This window comes from Pseudomonas gebzensis (genome assembly GCF_034427815.1).
Classification (GTDB): Bacteria; Pseudomonadota; Gammaproteobacteria; order Pseudomonadales; family Pseudomonadaceae; genus Aquipseudomonas.
Genome location: NZ_JAXQNS010000005.1, coordinates 347,851 through 363,858, shown reverse-complemented (window position 1 = coordinate 363,858; position 16,008 = coordinate 347,851). Strand labels below are relative to the sequence as shown.

18 protein-coding genes are annotated in these 16,008 nt (G+C 60.5%); 11 read left to right on the top strand and 7 right to left on the bottom strand.

Translation table 11 applies throughout. The annotated features are described in order from the left end of the window. Nucleotides 1-27 precede the first annotated feature (27 nt). Complete coding sequence (gene dcd, locus SJI00_RS12475) at nucleotides 28-594, bottom strand: dCTP deaminase (RefSeq protein ID WP_312936554.1); 567 nt, start codon at nucleotides 592-594, stop codon at nucleotides 28-30. 323 nt (nucleotides 595-917) lie between these two features. Between dcd and SJI00_RS12470 the strand changes: the two genes are divergently transcribed. Further along, the gene (locus SJI00_RS12470) at nucleotides 918-1,127 is read left to right on the top strand and encodes a cold-shock protein (RefSeq protein WP_312936556.1); all 210 of its coding nucleotides are present in this window, start codon (nucleotides 918-920) and stop codon (nucleotides 1,125-1,127) included. A 132-nt stretch (nucleotides 1,128-1,259) separates the two neighbouring features. Here SJI00_RS12470 and apbC read toward each other — a convergent pair whose 3' ends face one another. Further along, on the bottom strand, nucleotides 1,260-2,354 hold the full coding sequence (gene apbC / locus SJI00_RS12465; RefSeq protein WP_322462012.1) for an iron-sulfur cluster carrier protein ApbC: 1,095 nt from the start codon (nucleotides 2,352-2,354) through the stop codon (nucleotides 1,260-1,262). A gap of 158 nt (nucleotides 2,355-2,512) precedes the next feature. Between apbC and metG the strand changes: the two genes are divergently transcribed. The 3 genes from metG (at nucleotide 2,513) to SJI00_RS12450 (ending at nucleotide 5,579) form a co-directional block, all read left to right on the top strand. Further along, nucleotides 2,513-4,546, top strand: coding sequence for a methionine--tRNA ligase (metG, locus tag SJI00_RS12460; RefSeq protein ID WP_322462011.1), 2,034 nt, complete (start codon nucleotides 2,513-2,515; stop codon nucleotides 4,544-4,546). Nucleotides 4,547-4,663: 117 nt separating this feature from the next. Further along, complete coding sequence (nth, locus tag SJI00_RS12455; RefSeq protein WP_322462010.1) at nucleotides 4,664-5,302, top strand: endonuclease III; 639 nt, start codon at nucleotides 4,664-4,666, stop codon at nucleotides 5,300-5,302. Nucleotides 5,303-5,405: 103 nt separating this feature from the next. Continuing rightward, a complete protein-coding gene (locus SJI00_RS12450) occupies nucleotides 5,406-5,579 on the top strand; it encodes a PA3496 family putative envelope integrity protein (RefSeq protein WP_322462009.1) in 174 nt (57 codons plus the stop codon). A 30-nt stretch (nucleotides 5,580-5,609) separates the two neighbouring features. On the opposite strand, the gene SJI00_RS12445 is transcribed toward SJI00_RS12450, so the two are convergent. Beyond that, entirely contained in the window at nucleotides 5,610-6,233 is a 624-nt protein-coding gene (locus SJI00_RS12445) for a response regulator transcription factor (RefSeq protein ID WP_322462008.1), read from the bottom strand. A 312-nt stretch (nucleotides 6,234-6,545) separates the two neighbouring features. Between SJI00_RS12445 and SJI00_RS12440 the strand changes: the two genes are divergently transcribed. Continuing rightward, complete coding sequence (locus tag SJI00_RS12440; protein ID WP_322462007.1) at nucleotides 6,546-6,998, top strand: hypothetical protein; 453 nt, start codon at nucleotides 6,546-6,548, stop codon at nucleotides 6,996-6,998. A 64-nt stretch (nucleotides 6,999-7,062) separates the two neighbouring features. Here SJI00_RS12440 and SJI00_RS12435 read toward each other — a convergent pair whose 3' ends face one another. After that, nucleotides 7,063-8,280 (bottom strand): argininosuccinate synthase, encoded by a 1,218-nt coding sequence (locus tag SJI00_RS12435; RefSeq protein ID WP_322462006.1) that lies wholly within the window; start codon nucleotides 8,278-8,280, stop codon nucleotides 7,063-7,065. 132 nt (nucleotides 8,281-8,412) lie between these two features. Beyond that, nucleotides 8,413-9,438, bottom strand: coding sequence for a flagellar protein MotY (locus SJI00_RS12430; protein ID WP_322462005.1), 1,026 nt, complete (start codon nucleotides 9,436-9,438; stop codon nucleotides 8,413-8,415). A 154-nt stretch (nucleotides 9,439-9,592) separates the two neighbouring features. Here SJI00_RS12430 and pyrC point away from each other — a divergent pair, with 154 nt between their 5' ends. Together pyrC and rnt are read left to right on the top strand one after the other, a co-directional pair. Continuing rightward, the gene (gene pyrC / locus SJI00_RS12425) at nucleotides 9,593-10,639 is read left to right on the top strand and encodes a dihydroorotase (RefSeq protein ID WP_322462004.1); all 1,047 of its coding nucleotides are present in this window, start codon (nucleotides 9,593-9,595) and stop codon (nucleotides 10,637-10,639) included. Continuing rightward, on the top strand, nucleotides 10,636-11,310 hold the full coding sequence (gene rnt / locus SJI00_RS12420) for a ribonuclease T (RefSeq protein ID WP_322462003.1): 675 nt from the start codon (nucleotides 10,636-10,638) through the stop codon (nucleotides 11,308-11,310). The genes pyrC and rnt overlap by 4 nt, the downstream gene beginning before the upstream one ends. A 71-nt stretch (nucleotides 11,311-11,381) precedes the next feature. Here rnt and SJI00_RS12415 read toward each other — a convergent pair whose 3' ends face one another. Then, nucleotides 11,382-11,984, bottom strand: coding sequence for a peroxiredoxin (locus SJI00_RS12415; protein ID WP_322462002.1), 603 nt, complete (start codon nucleotides 11,982-11,984; stop codon nucleotides 11,382-11,384). Nucleotides 11,985-12,194: 210 nt separating this feature from the next. Between SJI00_RS12415 and SJI00_RS12410 the strand changes: the two genes are divergently transcribed. Together SJI00_RS12410 and bfr are read left to right on the top strand one after the other, a co-directional pair. After that, nucleotides 12,195-12,416 (top strand): bacterioferritin-associated ferredoxin, encoded by a 222-nt coding sequence (locus tag SJI00_RS12410; protein ID WP_322462057.1) that lies wholly within the window; start codon nucleotides 12,195-12,197, stop codon nucleotides 12,414-12,416. 199 nt (nucleotides 12,417-12,615) lie between these two features. After that, nucleotides 12,616-13,089, top strand: a complete 474-nt coding sequence (bfr, locus tag SJI00_RS12405; protein ID WP_322462001.1) for a bacterioferritin — start codon at nucleotides 12,616-12,618, stop codon at nucleotides 13,087-13,089. A 100-nt stretch (nucleotides 13,090-13,189) separates the two neighbouring features. Here bfr and grxD read toward each other — a convergent pair whose 3' ends face one another. Further along, entirely contained in the window at nucleotides 13,190-13,525 is a 336-nt protein-coding gene (gene grxD / locus SJI00_RS12400; protein ID WP_322462000.1) for a Grx4 family monothiol glutaredoxin, read from the bottom strand. A 416-nt stretch (nucleotides 13,526-13,941) separates the two neighbouring features. Between grxD and argF the strand changes: the two genes are divergently transcribed. Together argF and SJI00_RS12390 are read left to right on the top strand one after the other, a co-directional pair. Then, nucleotides 13,942-14,862: an ornithine carbamoyltransferase gene (argF, locus tag SJI00_RS12395; RefSeq protein ID WP_322461999.1), complete on the top strand. Its 921-nt coding sequence runs from the start codon at nucleotides 13,942-13,944 to the stop codon at nucleotides 14,860-14,862. After that, nucleotides 14,859-15,968, top strand: coding sequence for an ABC transporter ATP-binding protein (locus tag SJI00_RS12390; RefSeq protein ID WP_322461998.1), 1,110 nt, complete (start codon nucleotides 14,859-14,861; stop codon nucleotides 15,966-15,968). The genes argF and SJI00_RS12390 overlap by 4 nt, the downstream gene beginning before the upstream one ends. Nucleotides 15,969-16,008 lie beyond the last annotated feature (40 nt).

Here is a 16,008-nt window from a genome sequence, read left to right as displayed (position 1 = left end):
GGAAACAATTCCCCCGAGGTGAGCAGATCAGGTGCGCGGCAGGGTGACGCCGCGTTGGCCCTGGTACTTGCCGCCGCGATCCTTATAGGACACTTCGCATTCTTCATCCGATTCGAGGAACAGCATCTGCGCTACCCCTTCGTTGGCGTAGATCTTCGCCGGCAGCGTGGTGGTGTTGGAGAATTCGAGGGTCACGTGGCCTTCCCACTCCGGCTCGAGCGGCGTCACGTTGACGATGATGCCGCAACGCGCATAGGTGCTTTTACCCAGGCAGATGGTCAGTACATTGCGCGGAATGCGGAAGTACTCGACGGTGCGGGCCAGGGCGAACGAGTTGGGTGGAATGATGCATACGTCGCTTTTGACATCGACGAAACTGCCGGCATCAAAATTTTTCGGGTCGACGGTGGCGGAATTGATGTTGGTGAAGACCTTGAATTCATCGGCGCAGCGCACGTCGTAGCCATAGCTGGAAACGCCGAAGGAAATGACACGACTGCCTTCGTCACCGCGCATCTGGCGCTCGACAAACGGCTCGATCATGCCGTGTTCCTGTGCCATGCGGCGAATCCACTTATCCGATTTGATGCTCATGGCGGGGTGTCCTGAAGGTGCGAAAAGAAAACGAGGTGCGCATCTTACCGGTCCCGGCGCCAGGGTTAAAGTTCCACGCCCGGCCCCACGCGGCACGCGGCCTGAGCCGTCGGTCGCGATCAATCACGACAATGCACACTCAGACCATTGGCAGGCCGTACAAAGTGGGTTATGGTGTTGCCACTGTGCTGCACGTGACACCGAGAACTCTAGTTAGATGCACGATTTCCATCTGCCCATCGCTGAATTTTCCGACTCTTTGCACTCAGTCCGGCCAGGGCAATTCCTGTGCCGAAATCAACTTTGTCCAAGGAGACAGACACATGTCCAACCGTCAAAACGGTACTGTTAAGTGGTTCAACGATGAGAAAGGCTACGGCTTCATCACCCCGCAATCGGGCGATGACCTGTTCGTGCATTTCAAAGCCATCCAGTCCGACGGCTTTAAATCCCTGAAAGAAGGCCAGGCTGTTACTTTCGTCGCTACCCGCGGCCAGAAAGGCATGCAGGCTGAAGAAGTTCAAACCGCCTAAGTCGGTTTAGCTTCCTCGCTTCAAAAAAACCCGCTTCGGCGGGTTTTTTTATGGGCGCGCACAATGCCCGTTGGGTGCGGCGACCCACTGTTGCGACGGCCAACGGCTCGCCATCGCAACAGAATGATGCCGTCAGTCTTCGCTGACCGTGATGGTAGGCATGTCCGGCGCTGCCGCCGCTTGCGAGACGATTCGCGCGCCCACCTGCCGCGCCAGCTCCTGATACACCAGCGCGATCTGGCTGTCAGGCTCAGCGATTACCGTAGGCTTGCCGTTGTCTGCCTGCTCACGAATCAACATCGACAGCGGAAGCGATGCCAGCAGGTCGACGCCATAGTGGCTAGCCAGCTTCTCACCCCCACCCTCGCCGAACAGGTGCTCGGCATGGCCGCAGTTCGAGCAGATGTGCACCGCCATGTTCTCCACCACGCCCAGCACCGGAATGCTGACCTTGCGGAACATCTCCACCCCCTTCTTGGCATCGAGCAGGGCGAGGTCCTGCGGCGTGGTGACGATCACCGCGCCTGCGACCGGCACCTTCTGCGCCAGGGTCAGCTGGATGTCACCGGTGCCCGGCGGCATGTCGATGACCAGGTAATCAAGATCATCCCAGGCGGTCTGGGTGACCAGCTGCAACAGCGCCCCGGAAACCATGGGCCCGCGCCAGACCATCGGGGTATTTTCATCGGTCAGGAACGCCATCGACATCACCTCGACCCCATGCGCCTTGATCGGCACGAACCACTTCTGCTCACGCACCTCGGGCCGCGTGCCCTCGGCGATACCGAACATGATGCCTTGGCTCGGCCCATAGATGTCGGCATCCAGAATGCCGACCCGCGCGCCCTCGCGCGCCAGCGCCAGCGCCAGGTTGGCAGCGGTCGTGGATTTACCGACACCGCCCTTGCCCGAGGCCACGGCAATGATGTTCTTGACGTTACTCATGCCCGGCACCTGAGCCTGGGCCTTATGTGCAGTGATGACCGACTCGATGCTCACCTGCGCCTGCTCGACACCGTCCAGGTTCTCGAGTGCGGTGGTCAGCACCTGCGCCCAGCCGTTGACGAACAGCCCGGCGGCGTAGCCAAGTTGCAGCTGCACGCTGACCCGGCCACCATTGATGTCGATGGCCCGCACGCAACCCGCGCTGAGCGGATCCTGGTTCAGATAAGGGTCGGTGTACTGGCGCAGTACATCTTCTACTGCGGCACGTGTGACGGCACTCATGGAGGCTCCCGCTGCAAGACAGTCAATGGATCAGAGGGGCTATGCTAACCCGTCAATCGTCAGCAGATGTGCACACGGGGTGAAATATATTCCCTGGCGCTTTATAGTGGCCGATCAACTTTTTGCCATTCAAACGCCAGATAAGTAGCCGAGCCACCATGTCCGAGCCACGCCAGATTCTCGTCACCAGCGCCTTGCCCTATGCCAATGGTTCCATTCACCTTGGTCATATGCTCGAGTACATTCAGACGGACATGTGGGTGCGTTTCCAGAAGATGCGTGGCAACCAGTGCATCTACGTTTGCGCTGACGACGCCCATGGCTCGGCCATCATGTTGCGTGCGGAAAAGGAAGGCATCACGCCCGAGCAACTGATTGCCAATGTACAGGCCGAGCACAGCGGTGATTTCGCTGACTTCCTGGTGGACTTCGACAACTTCCACTCCACCCACTGCGAAGAGAACCGCGAACTGTCGGCGCTGGTGTACACCCGCCTGAAAAAAGCCGGGCATATCTCAACCCGCTCAGTCACGCAGTACTTCGATCCTGAAAAAGGCATGTTCCTCGCCGATCGGTTCATCAAAGGCACCTGCCCCAAGTGCGCGGCGCAAGACCAGTACGGCGATAACTGCGAAAAGTGCGGCGCCACCTATGCGCCCACCGAGCTGAAAGACCCCAAGTCGGCCATTTCCGGCGCTACGCCCGAACTGCGCGACTCCCAGCACTTTTTCTTCAAGCTGCCCGACTTCCAGGCCATGCTCGAACAATGGACCCGCAGCGGCACCTTGCAGGATGCGGTCGCCAACAAACTCGCCGAGTGGCTCGATGCCGGCTTGCAGGAGTGGGACATTTCCCGCGACGCGCCATATTTCGGCTTCGAGATTCCGGGCGAGCCTGGCAAGTTCTTCTATGTCTGGCTGGATGCGCCCATCGGCTACATGGCCAGCTTCAAGAACCTCTGCGCGCGCCGCCCCGAACTGGACTTCGATGCGTTCTGGAAAGCGGGCTCCACGGCCGAGCTCTACCACTTCATCGGCAAGGACATCGTCAATTTCCACGCCCTGTTCTGGCCCGCCATGCTCGAAGGTGCCGGCCTGCGCAAGCCGACAGCCGTCAACGTGCACGGCTACCTCACAGTGAACGGGGCCAAGATGTCCAAGTCGCGCGGCACCTTCATCAAGGCGCGCACCTACCTGGATCACCTGGCACCGGAATACCTGCGTTATTACTACGCAGCCAAGCTCGGCCGGGGCGTCGATGACCTCGACCTGAACCTGGAAGACTTCATCCAGAAGGTCAACTCCGACCTGGTGGGCAAGGTCGTCAACATCGCCAGCCGCTGCGCAGGCTTCATTCACAAGGGCAACGACGGCCTGCTGGTGAGCGGCGACGCTGCGCCGGAGCTCACCGAAGCCTTTCGTAGCGCGACGCCGTCGATCACCGAGGCCTATGAAAACCGCGACTTCGCCCGCGCCATGCGCGAAATCATGGCCCTTGCAGATCGCGCCAATGCCTGGATTGCGGACCAGGCCCCCTGGTCGCTGGCCAAGCAGGACGGCAAACACGCCGAGGTGCAGGCCATCTGCGCTCAGGGCATCAACCTGTTCCGTCAGCTGGTGATCTTCCTCAAGCCGGTTCTGCCGTTGCTGGCCGCAGACGCCGAGGCGTTCCTCAATGTACAACCGTTGACGTGGAGCGACCTGGGTTCGCGCCTCGAGAACCATGCGCTCAAGCCCTTCAAGCCACTGATGAGCCGGATCGAGCCGGCCAAGGTCGAGGCCATGATCGCAGCCAGCAAAGAAGACCTGGCGGCCACGCAAGTGGCAACCGGCAACGGTGAGCTGACCAAGGACCCGCTGGCGGCGCAGATCGAATTCGACGCCTTCGACGCGGTTGACCTGCGGGTCGCGTTGATCCTCAAGGCCGAAGCCGTAGAAGGCGCAGACAAGCTGCTGCGCCTGACTCTGGACATCGGCGACGAGCGCCGCAATGTGTTTTCCGGCATCAAATCCGCATACCCCGACCCCGCCAAACTGGAAGGCCGCCTGACCATGATGGTGGCCAACCTGAAGCCACGGAAAATGCGGTTCGGCGTGTCTGAAGGCATGGTGATGGCGGCCGGCCCTGGCGGGGAAGACATCTACCTGCTCAGCCCGGACAGCGGTGCCAAGCCGGGTCAGCGCATCAAGTAAGCTCCTCCAGATGACTGGCCACGGCGCTCGCGCCCTGGCCAGTGCTTCTCCTGCTCAACGATGACGCCTGGGCGAGCCAGGGCAAAGTCACCCAGACGTCGTCATGGAAACCCAACCATGAACGCTGCCAAACGCCTGGAAATCTTTCGCAGGCTGCATGAAGACAACCCCGATCCGAAAACAGAGCTGGCCTACACCTCACCGTTTGAGTTGCTCATTGCCGTGATCTTGTCGGCGCAATCGACAGACGTTGGCGTCAACAAGGCCACCGCCCGCCTCTACCCGGTCGCCAACACGCCTGAAGCCATCCTTGCCTTGGGCGTGGAGGGCTTGAGCGAGTACATCAAGACCATTGGTCTGTACAACAGCAAGGCCAAGAATGTCATCGCGACCTGCCGGCTGCTCATCGAACACCATGCCAGCCAGGTGCCCGATACGCGCGAGGCACTGGAGGCGCTGCCAGGGGTTGGCCGCAAGACCGCCAATGTGGTGCTCAATACGGCATTCAGGCAGCCGGTAATGGCCGTGGATACCCACATTTTTCGCGTGAGCAACCGCACAGGCATCGCGCCCGGCAAGAATGTCGTGGAAGTGGAGAGGCAGTTGGTCAAGTTCGTGCCCAAGGCCTACCTGCTCGATGCCCACCACTGGCTGATCCTGCATGGCCGTTACGTGTGCCAGGCGCGCAAGCCACGTTGCGGCAGCTGCCGCATCGAAGACCTTTGCGATTACAAGGACAAGCCCTCGGACGATTGAGCCAATAGAGCGGGCAGACGCTCCTGATTGAAAAAATCTTTTTTACCGGAATGCTCATTCTCGCTATAAGAACGGCCAATAGCCCTTAGGCGTGGAGTGACCCATGAGCAGTGATAAAGAAGATGAATTGCTTGACGATGACGAGGTGGGCGACGACGAAACGCCTGCCCCTGTCGAACGCATCAGAGCCGACCTGAGCAAGCGCCGGACCATTGATAACCTGCTTGAAGAACGACGCTTGCAGCGACAACTTGCGGACTTCGATTTCGACCTGTAGACCGCTGTAACGTGCACCTCCCTGCAGCGGTCAAATCAGGCTATGCCGCTGCGCCAGCTCGATCAGATCCACCAGTGAACGAGCGTTGAGTTTGAACAGCAAACGGCTTTTGTAAGTGCTTACCGTTTTATTGCTTAGAAACATGCTGTCAGCGATCTCTTTGTTGGAGCGCCCCTTGGCCAGTTGCTGAAGCACCATCATTTCACGACTTGAAAGCCGCTCGACCATTTCCGACTCGGTACTGCCCCCCGGATTGCGTGCGGTATGGATAGCCTGATTGGGGAAGTAGCTGTAACCGGATAACACTGCCTTGATGGCACTCAACAGTTCGGTGAGTTCCTGTTGCTTGCACACATAACCTGCAGCGCCAGCCTGCATGCAGCGCATCGAGAAGTGCCCAGGTGATTGCGAGGTCAGCACCAGCACCTTGCTCTCCGGGCTCAATGCTTTCATTCGCGCAATGACTTCCAGGCCATCGAGCTTGGGAATACCGATGTCCAAGATGACGATGTCAGGAAGCATGTCGCGTGTGAGCTGGAGCGCATCGACACCGTTGTCGGTTTCCGCGACGACATCGTAACCATGCCGCTCCATCAACATCCGTACGGCCAGACGAATGACCGGGTGATCATCCACGATCAGCACTTTGTTCATGCAATATCCATCTTTTCGTTGTTGTATTAGAGAAGCGCAACAACAAGCAAGACTACGCGCACGAGCAGTCGCTGTCCGGCCTCTTTGACACCTGCAGATCACGCCTACGACAAGTAGGGAAATTTCCTACATAAGATCTCAATGCAAAACAGTGCTGCTCCTGAAACGCGCTGCCGGGTTGTTTGCCAAAGATCGCATGCTTTTAACGGCGAGCGCCGTTCATCACTTTCAGGGGCGCAGGGAAGTCCGTCAGGTGTCAATCGCGGGTACGACAGCGTACATAGCTACCAAGCTTCTTCCGATACCGCCGCCATGAACAGACCCGACTCGATAAGCCCCTTGACGATCATCGCCATTTTCGCAGGCATCATCGAAGCCTCAGCGCTGGCTTCGCTGCCGTTCCTGAGCACCGAAAGCCAGTACATCTACACATGGTTCCTCGTTGGCTTTCCCTTCTTCCTCACGGTGCTGTTTTTCCTCACCCTGAACTTCAACTACCAATCGCTGTGGAAGCCCTCGAGCTGGCTGGCCCATCGAGAAGCCGAGCGCAGCCCGCCGGCCAACCGCTGCGACAGCACCACCTGGGAGCGAACGCTGACCCTGGCACTGTCCGGGTCCAACACCGAACAGGAAATCCAAAATCGTCTGATCCAGGCGGTCAGCCAGGCGTTGCCCGAGGAGCGCTCGTGGGTCATCTACGACCTCGACAACCACAAGCGTATTTGCCTCACGCTGACCCCGAACGTCGATCCGCCCGCCTACTGAAGCGGATCTGCACGCACAAAAAACCCCAGCCAATGGCTGGGGTTGGTTGGACTACGGCTGGGCGTCAGAGCAGCGAACGACCCTTGTTCGCAGCAATGCGCATGCGCAGCGCGTTGAGCTTGATGAAACCTGCCGCATCGGCCTGGTTGTAAGCGCCGCCGTCTTCTTCGAAGGTGGCGATGTTGGCATCGAACAGCGAATCGTCGGACTTGCGGCCCACGACCGTCACGTTGCCTTTGTACAGCTTCAGGCGCACAACGCCATTCACATTGACCTGCGAGGCGTCGATCATCTGCTGCAGCATCGCGCGCTCCGGGCTCCACCAGTAACCGGTGTAGATCAGGCTGGCGTACTTGGGCATCAGCTCGTCTTTGAGGTGAGCCACTTCGCGGTCGAGGGTGATCGACTCGATGGCGCGGTGGGCACGCAGCATGATGGTGCCGCCTGGGGTCTCGTAGCAGCCACGCGATTTCATGCCCACATAACGGTTCTCGACGATGTCGAGACGACCGATACCGTTGGCGCCGCCAATGGCGTTCAGTTCAGCCAGTACGGTAGCCGGGCTCTTCTCGACGCCGTCGATGGCAACGATGTCGCCGTTGCGGTAGGTCAGTTCGAGGTAGGTCGCCTGGTCAGGAGCATTCTCAGGCGAGACGCTCCAGCGCCACATGTCTTCTTCGTGCTCGGTCCAGGTGTCTTCCAGGACGCCGCCTTCGTAGGAGATGTGCAGCAGGTTGGCATCCATCGAGTACGGCGATTTCTTCTTGCCGTGACGCTCGATTGGAATGGCATGCTTCTCGGCGTAGTCCATCAGCTTTTCACGCGAGAGCAGGTCCCATTCGCGCCACGGGGCGATGACTTTGACGCCCGGCTTGAGCGCATAGGCGCCCAACTCGAAGCGCACCTGGTCGTTGCCTTTGCCGGTGGCGCCGTGGGAGATGGCGTCGGCGCCGGTCTCGTTGGCGATTTCGATCAGGCGCTTGGCGATCAACGGACGAGCGATGGACGTACCCAGCAGGTACTCACCTTCGTAAACGGTGTTGGCGCGGAACATCGGGAAGACGAAATCACGCACGAATTCTTCGCGAAGATCGTCGATGTAGATTTCTTTGACGCCCATCGCCTGGGCTTTGGCGCGAGCCGGCTCGACCTCTTCGCCCTGACCGAGGTCAGCGGTGAAGGTCACCACTTCGCAGTCGTAGGTATCCTGCAGCCACTTGAGAATCACCGAAGTATCAAGGCCGCCGGAATACGCCAGTACGACCTTCTTTACGTCCGCCATGCCATCACTCCACGGGGTTGTACGGAAAGCCTCCGATTCTACCGGCCTTGCGCACAGATTTACAGGGGCGCGACAGCTTGTGATGACAAAGCGACAGTGGCCGAACGTGCGCCGCCGTTCATGGCTTGACCCTCATTTGCCCTGGGCAGGCGCGGCCGCTGGAACAGGGGCGGCCTGGGCAGCGGCAGGCGTGGCAGGCGATGCAGGGGCTGAGGTGGATGCCTTGCCCTCAGCCGCCGCTGGGCCAGGCTCCGCGGAGGCCGCTTGCGGTGCCTGCGCGGGCTTCTCGGCAGGCCGAGGAGCTGGCGTGACACGCTCGAGCTGGATGTTCACCCGCCGATTTCGCGCACGGTTGGCGGCGGTGTTGTTTTTCACCAGCGGGTAACGCTCGCCATGGAAGCGCACCAGAATCTGCTCCATCGGTACGCCATGGCCGACCAGATAATCCGCCACGGCCAACGCACGGCGGCGGGACATGTCACGGTTGCTCAGGCGGTTGCCGCTGTTGTCGGAATGGCCATCGAGCTCGATGTGGTTCACCGACGGATCAGCCTTGAGGTAGTCCAGAATCAGGTCCAGCCGCGTGCGCGCAGCACTGTCCAGCTCGGCGCCCGTGCCAGGGAACGCGACCTGGGTCTGCCGCACCTGGTCGTAGTTCATCGGCAACAGTTTGCCCGCGCAGGCCAGGTAGTCATCGAACCCCTTGGCGAAGCTCACCGGCAACACACGCACTTCGATGGCCTGCCCACCCATGCCGGAGGCTTTGCGCACCACGGCGCTGCGCCCCTCCAGCAGGCCACTGATCACCCGGCTGGCCTGGGCCTGAGTCGAGGTGAACAACAGGCCACTGGCCGCCAGGCGCACCGAGCCCAGGCCGATATCGCCACGCCCCGGCTGCCAGGGCGCTGCTGCGGCCAGCAGGGAGGCGCTGCCAGTGCCCAGCAAGTGGCTGTCAGAGCGCAGGCTGAAGGTCGGCTGCTCGCCAGCCCGGCGAACGAATTCACCGCTGCCAAACCCTTTGATCGGCTGGACCAGACGGCACTCGAACTGATCGCCCTCGACCTTCCAGGCGACGTCTTCCAAGCGGCTCTGCAGGGTCATGGCCCCTGCCGGCAGGCTGGCGAGCAGCGTGAGGATGAACAGGTAACGCTGGCGCACGGGTGGCTCCATGAATCGTTGCGGCATACCTGCAGGCTATCGGACGTGTCGGCTAAAACTTGATAGTGGCCCTGCAGCCTTGGCAGCGCAGATGCTCGGACGGCGCTTTTCCGGTAGCATTGGCGCCCTGAGTTCGACCCGCCTGGAATCCCCAATGTCCGATCGCCTGACCCTCCTGCGCCCCGACGACTGGCACATCCATCTGCGCGATGGTGCTGTGCTGCGTCACACCGTTGCGGATGTCGCACGCACCTTCGCCCGCGCCATCATCATGCCTAATCTGGTGCCCCCGGTGCGCAGTGCCGATGAAGCCGGCGCCTATCGCGAGCGCATCCTCGCCGCCCGTCCAGCGGGCAGCCGCTTCGAGCCGCTGATGGTGCTGTACCTCACCGACCGCACCACCCGCGAGGACGTCCTGGCCGCCAAGGCCAGTGGCTTCGTGTATGCCGCCAAGCTCTATCCGGCAGGCGCCACGACCAACTCCGACTCCGGCGTGACCAGCATCGACAAGATCTTCCCGGCCATCGAAGCCTTGGCCGAAACCGGCCTGCCGCTCTTGGTGCACGGCGAAGTGACGCGCCCCGAGATCGACGTGTTCGACCGTGAAAAGCGCTTTATCGACGAGCACATGCGCCGTCTGGTCGAGCGTTTCCCCGACCTGAAGGTGGTTTTCGAGCACATCACCACAGGCGATGCGGCGCAGTTCGTCAACGAGGCCTCGGCCAACGTGGGCGCCACCATCACCCCCCAGCACCTGCTGTACAACCGCAACCACATGCTGGTGGGCGGTATCCGTCCGCACTTCTATTGCCTGCCGATCCTCAAGCGCAACACCCACCAGGTGGCACTGCTCGATGCGGCTACCAGCGGCAGCCCGAAGTTCTTCCTGGGCACCGATTCGGCGCCGCATGCGCGTCATGCCAAGGAAAATGCCTGCGGTTGCGCCGGCTGCTATACCGCCTACGCCGCCATCGAGCTCTATGCCGAGGCATTCGAGTCGCGTGATGCGCTGGACAAGCTCGAAGGCTTCGCCAGCCTGCACGGCCCGGCGTTCTATGGCTTGCCGGCCAACACCGACCGCATCACCTTGGTGCGCGAAGAATGGACCGCCCCTGACAGCCTGCCTTTCGGCGAGCAGACCGTGATTCCGCTGCGCGCAGGTGAAACCCTGCGCTGGCGCCTGCTGGAGAACCAAGCGTGAGCGACGAACACTACGAAGACGAGCAGGAAACCTCCGGCAGCCCAGGCACGCGTCACCCGATGGCAGAGCGTTTCCGCGGCTACCTGCCGGTGGTGGTGGACGTCGAGACCGGCGGTTTCAACAGCGCCACCGATGCCTTGCTGGAAATCGCTGCGGTCACCATCGGCATGGACGAGAAGGGTTTCCTGTTCCCCGAGCACACCTACTTCTTCCGCGTCGAGCCCTTCGAAGGGGCCAACGTCGAAGCCGCAGCCCTGGAGTTCACCGGGATCAAGCTCGACCATCCGCTGCGCATGGCCGTCAATGAAGATGTGGCGCTGACCGATATCTTCCGTGGCGTGCGCAAGGCCCTGAAGGCCAATGGCTGCAAACGCGCCATCCTGGTTGGGCACAACAGCAGCTTCGACTTGGGCTTTCTCAATGCCGCGGTCGCGCGCAATGACATCAAGCGCAACCCGTTCCACCCCTTCTCCAGCTTCGATACCGCCACCCTCGCCGGCCTCGCCTACGGGCAGACCGTTCTGGCCCGCGCCTGCCAGAGCGCCGACATCGATTTCGATGGCCGCGAAGCGCACTCGGCGCGTTATGACACCGAAAAGACGGCGGAGCTGTTCTGCTCCATCGTCAACCGCTGGAAAGACATGGGCGGCTGGCGCGACTTCAACGACTGAGTGTGTTCGTTGAAACACGCGCATAAAAAAACCGGCCTTCTCAGGCCGGTTTTTTGGTATCTGGCGAAAGCTTACAGCTTGCCAGCATTTTCGCTCAGGTAGGCAGCGACACCTTCTGGCGAGGCGCTCATGCCCTTGTCGCCTTTCTTCCAGTTGGCAGGGCAGACTTCGCCGTGCTCTTCGTGGAATTGCAGGGCGTCTACCAGACGCAGCAGCTCGTCCATGTTACGACCCAGTGGCAGGTCGTTGATGATCTGCGAGCGAACCACGCCGTTGGTGTCGATCAGGAACGCGCCACGGAAAGCGACACCGCCTTCGGACTCGACGTCGTAGGCTTTGCAGATTTCGTGGGTCATGTCGGCAGCCAGGGTGTACTTCACCTGGCCGATGCCGCCATTGTTGACCGGGGTGTTACGCCAGGCGTTGTGGGTGAAGTGCGAGTCGATGGAGACACCGATCACTTCCACGTTGCGAGCGACGAAGTCTGGAATGCGGTTGTCCAGGGCGATCAGCTCGGACGGGCAGACGAAGGTGAAGTCCAGTGGGTAGAAGAACACCAGGCCGTACTTGCCCTTGATGGCCGAGGCCAGGTTGAAGCTGTCGACGATCTCGCCGCTGCCAAGGACGGCAGGTACGGTGAAGTCTGGGGCTTTCTTGCCAACGAGTACGCTCATTCTTTATCTCCTGATGAGGGGGAAACGGTTGTCACCCGAGGAACGACTTCACCCGGGATTACACAAGGCCGCCCATCATACACACCTTGAGGTGACAGTCCGAATCTACCGCCGGTCGCTCTGGACCCATGGAAGGAGCGGGTGTTTTGACAAGCATTATCATTACCATTAAGCTCCAAACCATCGAACCACCCAGCGATGGTCAGCCCCATGTATGTGTGTCTTTGTGTCGGTGTCACCGATGGTAAGATCCGCGAAGCGATCTACGAAGGATGCTGTAGCTACCGAGAAGTACGCGAGGCCACCCAAGTGGGCACGCAGTGCGGTAAATGTGCCTGCCTCGCCAAGCAGGTGGTTCGCGAAACCCTGACGGAATTGCAGCTCAGCCAGCAAACCGCGTCTGTTTATCCTGTGGAATTTACCGCAGCATAAAACACCCTATTTAAAGAACCGGACCTCGCGTCCGGTTTTTTTATGCCTTAAATTCAATAAGTTAGCGTGCCAACGCGGTTCACAAACATTCTTATTCCTATTAATTTTCACTTATTATTCAATAACTTAGGTTTGACAGTCTGAGTGGCGGCGCTCAAACTTCGGCTATTGGCACACTTCACATGGCAGGCACCCAGACATGAAAGGCGATATCAGCGTCATCCAGCATCTCAACAAGATCCTCGGAAACGAGCTGGTCGCGATCAACCAGTACTTCCTGCACGCTCGCATGTACGAAGACTGGGGCCTGAACAAACTCGGCAAGCACGAGTACAAAGAGTCCATCGATGAGATGAAGCACGCTGACAAGCTCATCAAGCGCATTCTGTTCCTCGAAGGCATTCCCAACGTTCAAGACCTGGGCAAACTGCTCATTGGTGAACACACCAAGGAAATGCTCGAATGCGACCTCACGCTGGAGCGCAAGGGCCTGCTGGATCTCAAAGCTGCAATCGCACATTGCGAAACGGCGGGTGACTTCGGCAGCCGCGACATGCTCGAAGACATCCTCGAGTCCGAGGAAGAGCACATCGACTGGTTGGAAACCCAGCTGGGCCTGATCGACAAGATCAGCATCGAGAACTACCTGCAGTCGCAGATGGGCGAAGAATAAAAGCCCGCTTGCACTAAAAAGCCCCGCTACGTTTACGCGTAGCGGGGCTTTTTCATGGGCTACCGGGCGAGCAGTCGGCTGCCCGGCCCGCCGAATGCACTCAGGCTTGGGCAGCCTTGGCCTTGGCGGCAGCGTCCTTGACCAGGGTTTGCAGTTCGCCGTTTTCAAACATCTCCATCATGATGTCGCTGCCGCCGACCAGTTCGCCGCCCACCCACAATTGTGGGAACGTAGGCCAGTTGGCGTACTTGGGCAGGTTGGCGCGGATTTCAGGATTCTGCAGGATGTCGACATACGCGAACTTCTCACCACAGCCCATCACAGCTTGCGAGGCCTTGGCCGAAAAGCCGCACTGCGGCGCATTGGGGGAGCCTTTCATATAGAGCAGAATGGTGTTGTTGGCGATCTGCTCTTTGATTGTTTCGATGATATCCATGAAGCACCTCTGCTGAACTTTCCGACAGGTTCGTCGGCACGGTGCCGCATTGTATCGGAAACCCGACCACGCTGCTCGGTCTGACTGACGCGTGCCATCACCCGACCGGCTCGCGGGTGTCGTCGATCGCGGCACAGGCACCGATCCGGCTCAGGCTGGCGAACGGCCGCATTTGCACACCCCTGCCCTGCCCCTGTACAAACGATGTAATAAATAAACAACGCGACGGCGCTGGTAGCGTGAGCGCCCTGTAACAATGCAAAGGTTCACCCCCTTGGTTTCGGGCGACATTTAATTATAGTATTGCGCCCTTCCCCTTCCCTGTCCGCGTTATGCGGCTTACGCCGCAGGTCATGCCCGTTGTCAAGAAAACTCAACGGCGCACCTGCAAAACGTTGTAATTAAGGTAGTCAATCATGAGCGCTAGGCACTTTCTCTCCCTGATGGATTTCACTGCTGACGAATTGCTCGGCGTGGTCCGTCGAGGCATCGAGCTAAAAGACCTGCGTAACCGCGGCGTGCTGTTCGAGCCGTTGAAAAACCGCGTGCTAGGGATGGTGTTCGAGAAGTCATCGACGCGGACGCGGGTGTCGTTCGAGGCTGGCATGATCCAGCTCGGCGGCCAAGCCATCTTCCTCTCGCCGCGCGATACGCAACTGGGCCGCGGCGAGCCGATCTGCGACAGCGCCAAGGTACTGTCGCGGATGGTCGACGCCATCATGATCCGTACCCACGCTCACTCGACGCTGACCGACTTCGCCGAACACTCTCGCGTACCGGTCATCAATGGCCTGTCGGACGAATCGCACCCTTGCCAGCTGCTGGCAGACATGCAGACCTTCATCGAGCACCGCGGCTCGATCCAAGGCAAGACCGTGGCCTGGGTGGGCGACGGCTTCAATATGTGCAACTCCTATATAGAAGCGGCCGTTCAGTTCGACTTTCAGCTGCGCATCGCCTGCCCGGAAGGCTACGAGCCCGATCCGCGCTTCATGGCCTTGGGCGGTGACCGCGTGCAGATCGTCCGTGACCCCAGAGCGGCCGTCAGCGGCGCCCATCTGGTGACCACGGACGTCTGGACTTCCATGGGTCAGGAAGAGGAAACTGCACGGCGCCTGGCGCACTTTGCGCCTTACCAGGTCACCCGCGAACTGCTCGACCTGGCGGCACCCGACGCCCTGTTCATGCACTGCTTGCCCGCTCACCGTGGGGAAGAAATCAGCCAGGACCTGTTGGACGACCCGCGCTCGGTCGCCTGGGACCAGGCTGAAAACCGCCTGCATGCGCAGAAGGCCCTCCTCGAATTCGTCATCGAACCGGCTTACCATCACGCATGAGTCAATCCCTACTGCTGAACCTGCGGAACCTGGCCTGCGGCTATGGCGATCAGCGTATCGTCCAGTCGCTCAACTTGCACCTCAACGCAGGCGACATCGGTTGCCTGCTGGGCTCATCGGGCTGCGGCAAGACCACCACCCTGCGTGCCATCGCCGGTTTCGAGCCCGTGCACGAGGGTGAAATCAGCCTGGCGGGCGAGGTGATCTCTCGCCCGGGCTTCACCCTTTCGCCGGAAAAACGCCGGATCGGCATGGTGTTCCAGGACTACGCCCTCTTCCCGCACCTGACCGTGGCGCAGAACATTGCGTTTGGCATCGGCAAGCATCCACGTCAGGCCGCGGTAGTCGAAGAGATGCTCGACCTGGTCAAGCTCGGCGGCCTGGGCGGGCGTTACCCCCATGAGTTGTCGGGCGGCCAGCAGCAACGGGTTGCCCTGGCCAGGGCGCTGGCGCCCGAACCTCAATTGCTGCTGCTCGACGAGCCGTTCTCCAACCTGGATGTCGAGCTGCGCCGACGCCTGAGCCATGAAGTGCGCGACATTCTCAAGAGTCGCGGCACCAGTGCCATCCTGGTCACCCATGACCAGGAAGAGGCGTTCGCTGTCAGCGACCAGGTCGGGGTATTCAAGGCGGGACGGCTTGAGCAGTGGGACACGCCCTATAACCTGTACCACGAACCCCAAACGCCTTTTGTCGCCAGTTTTGTCGGTCAGGGCTACTTCATCCGCGGCCAGATGAGCAGCCATGAAGCCGTCACCACCGAGCTGGGCGAGTTGCGCGGCAACCGCGCCTACCCCATGGCGGCCGGCACCTCGGTCGATGTGCTGCTGCGCCCGGACGACATCGTCTATGCCCCGCACAGCCCGCTGCGCGCGCGCGTGGTCGGCAAGAGCTTCCTCGGCGCCTCGACCTTGTACCGCCTGCAACTGCCCACCGGCAGCCAGCTCGAAGCGATCTTCCCCAGCCATAACGACCATCAGTTGGGCGAGGATGTCGGCGTCAGCGTTGCAGCAGACCACCTGGTGCTGTTCGCCGTGCCTGGCAGCGTCGCCGCGCAGTTGAATCCCCCCGACAGCAGCGTTCGCCGGCACAGCTCGGCCGTGTGAACGCCGTCAGGCCCGTCCCCTGGGATGGGCCTGGCGGGCT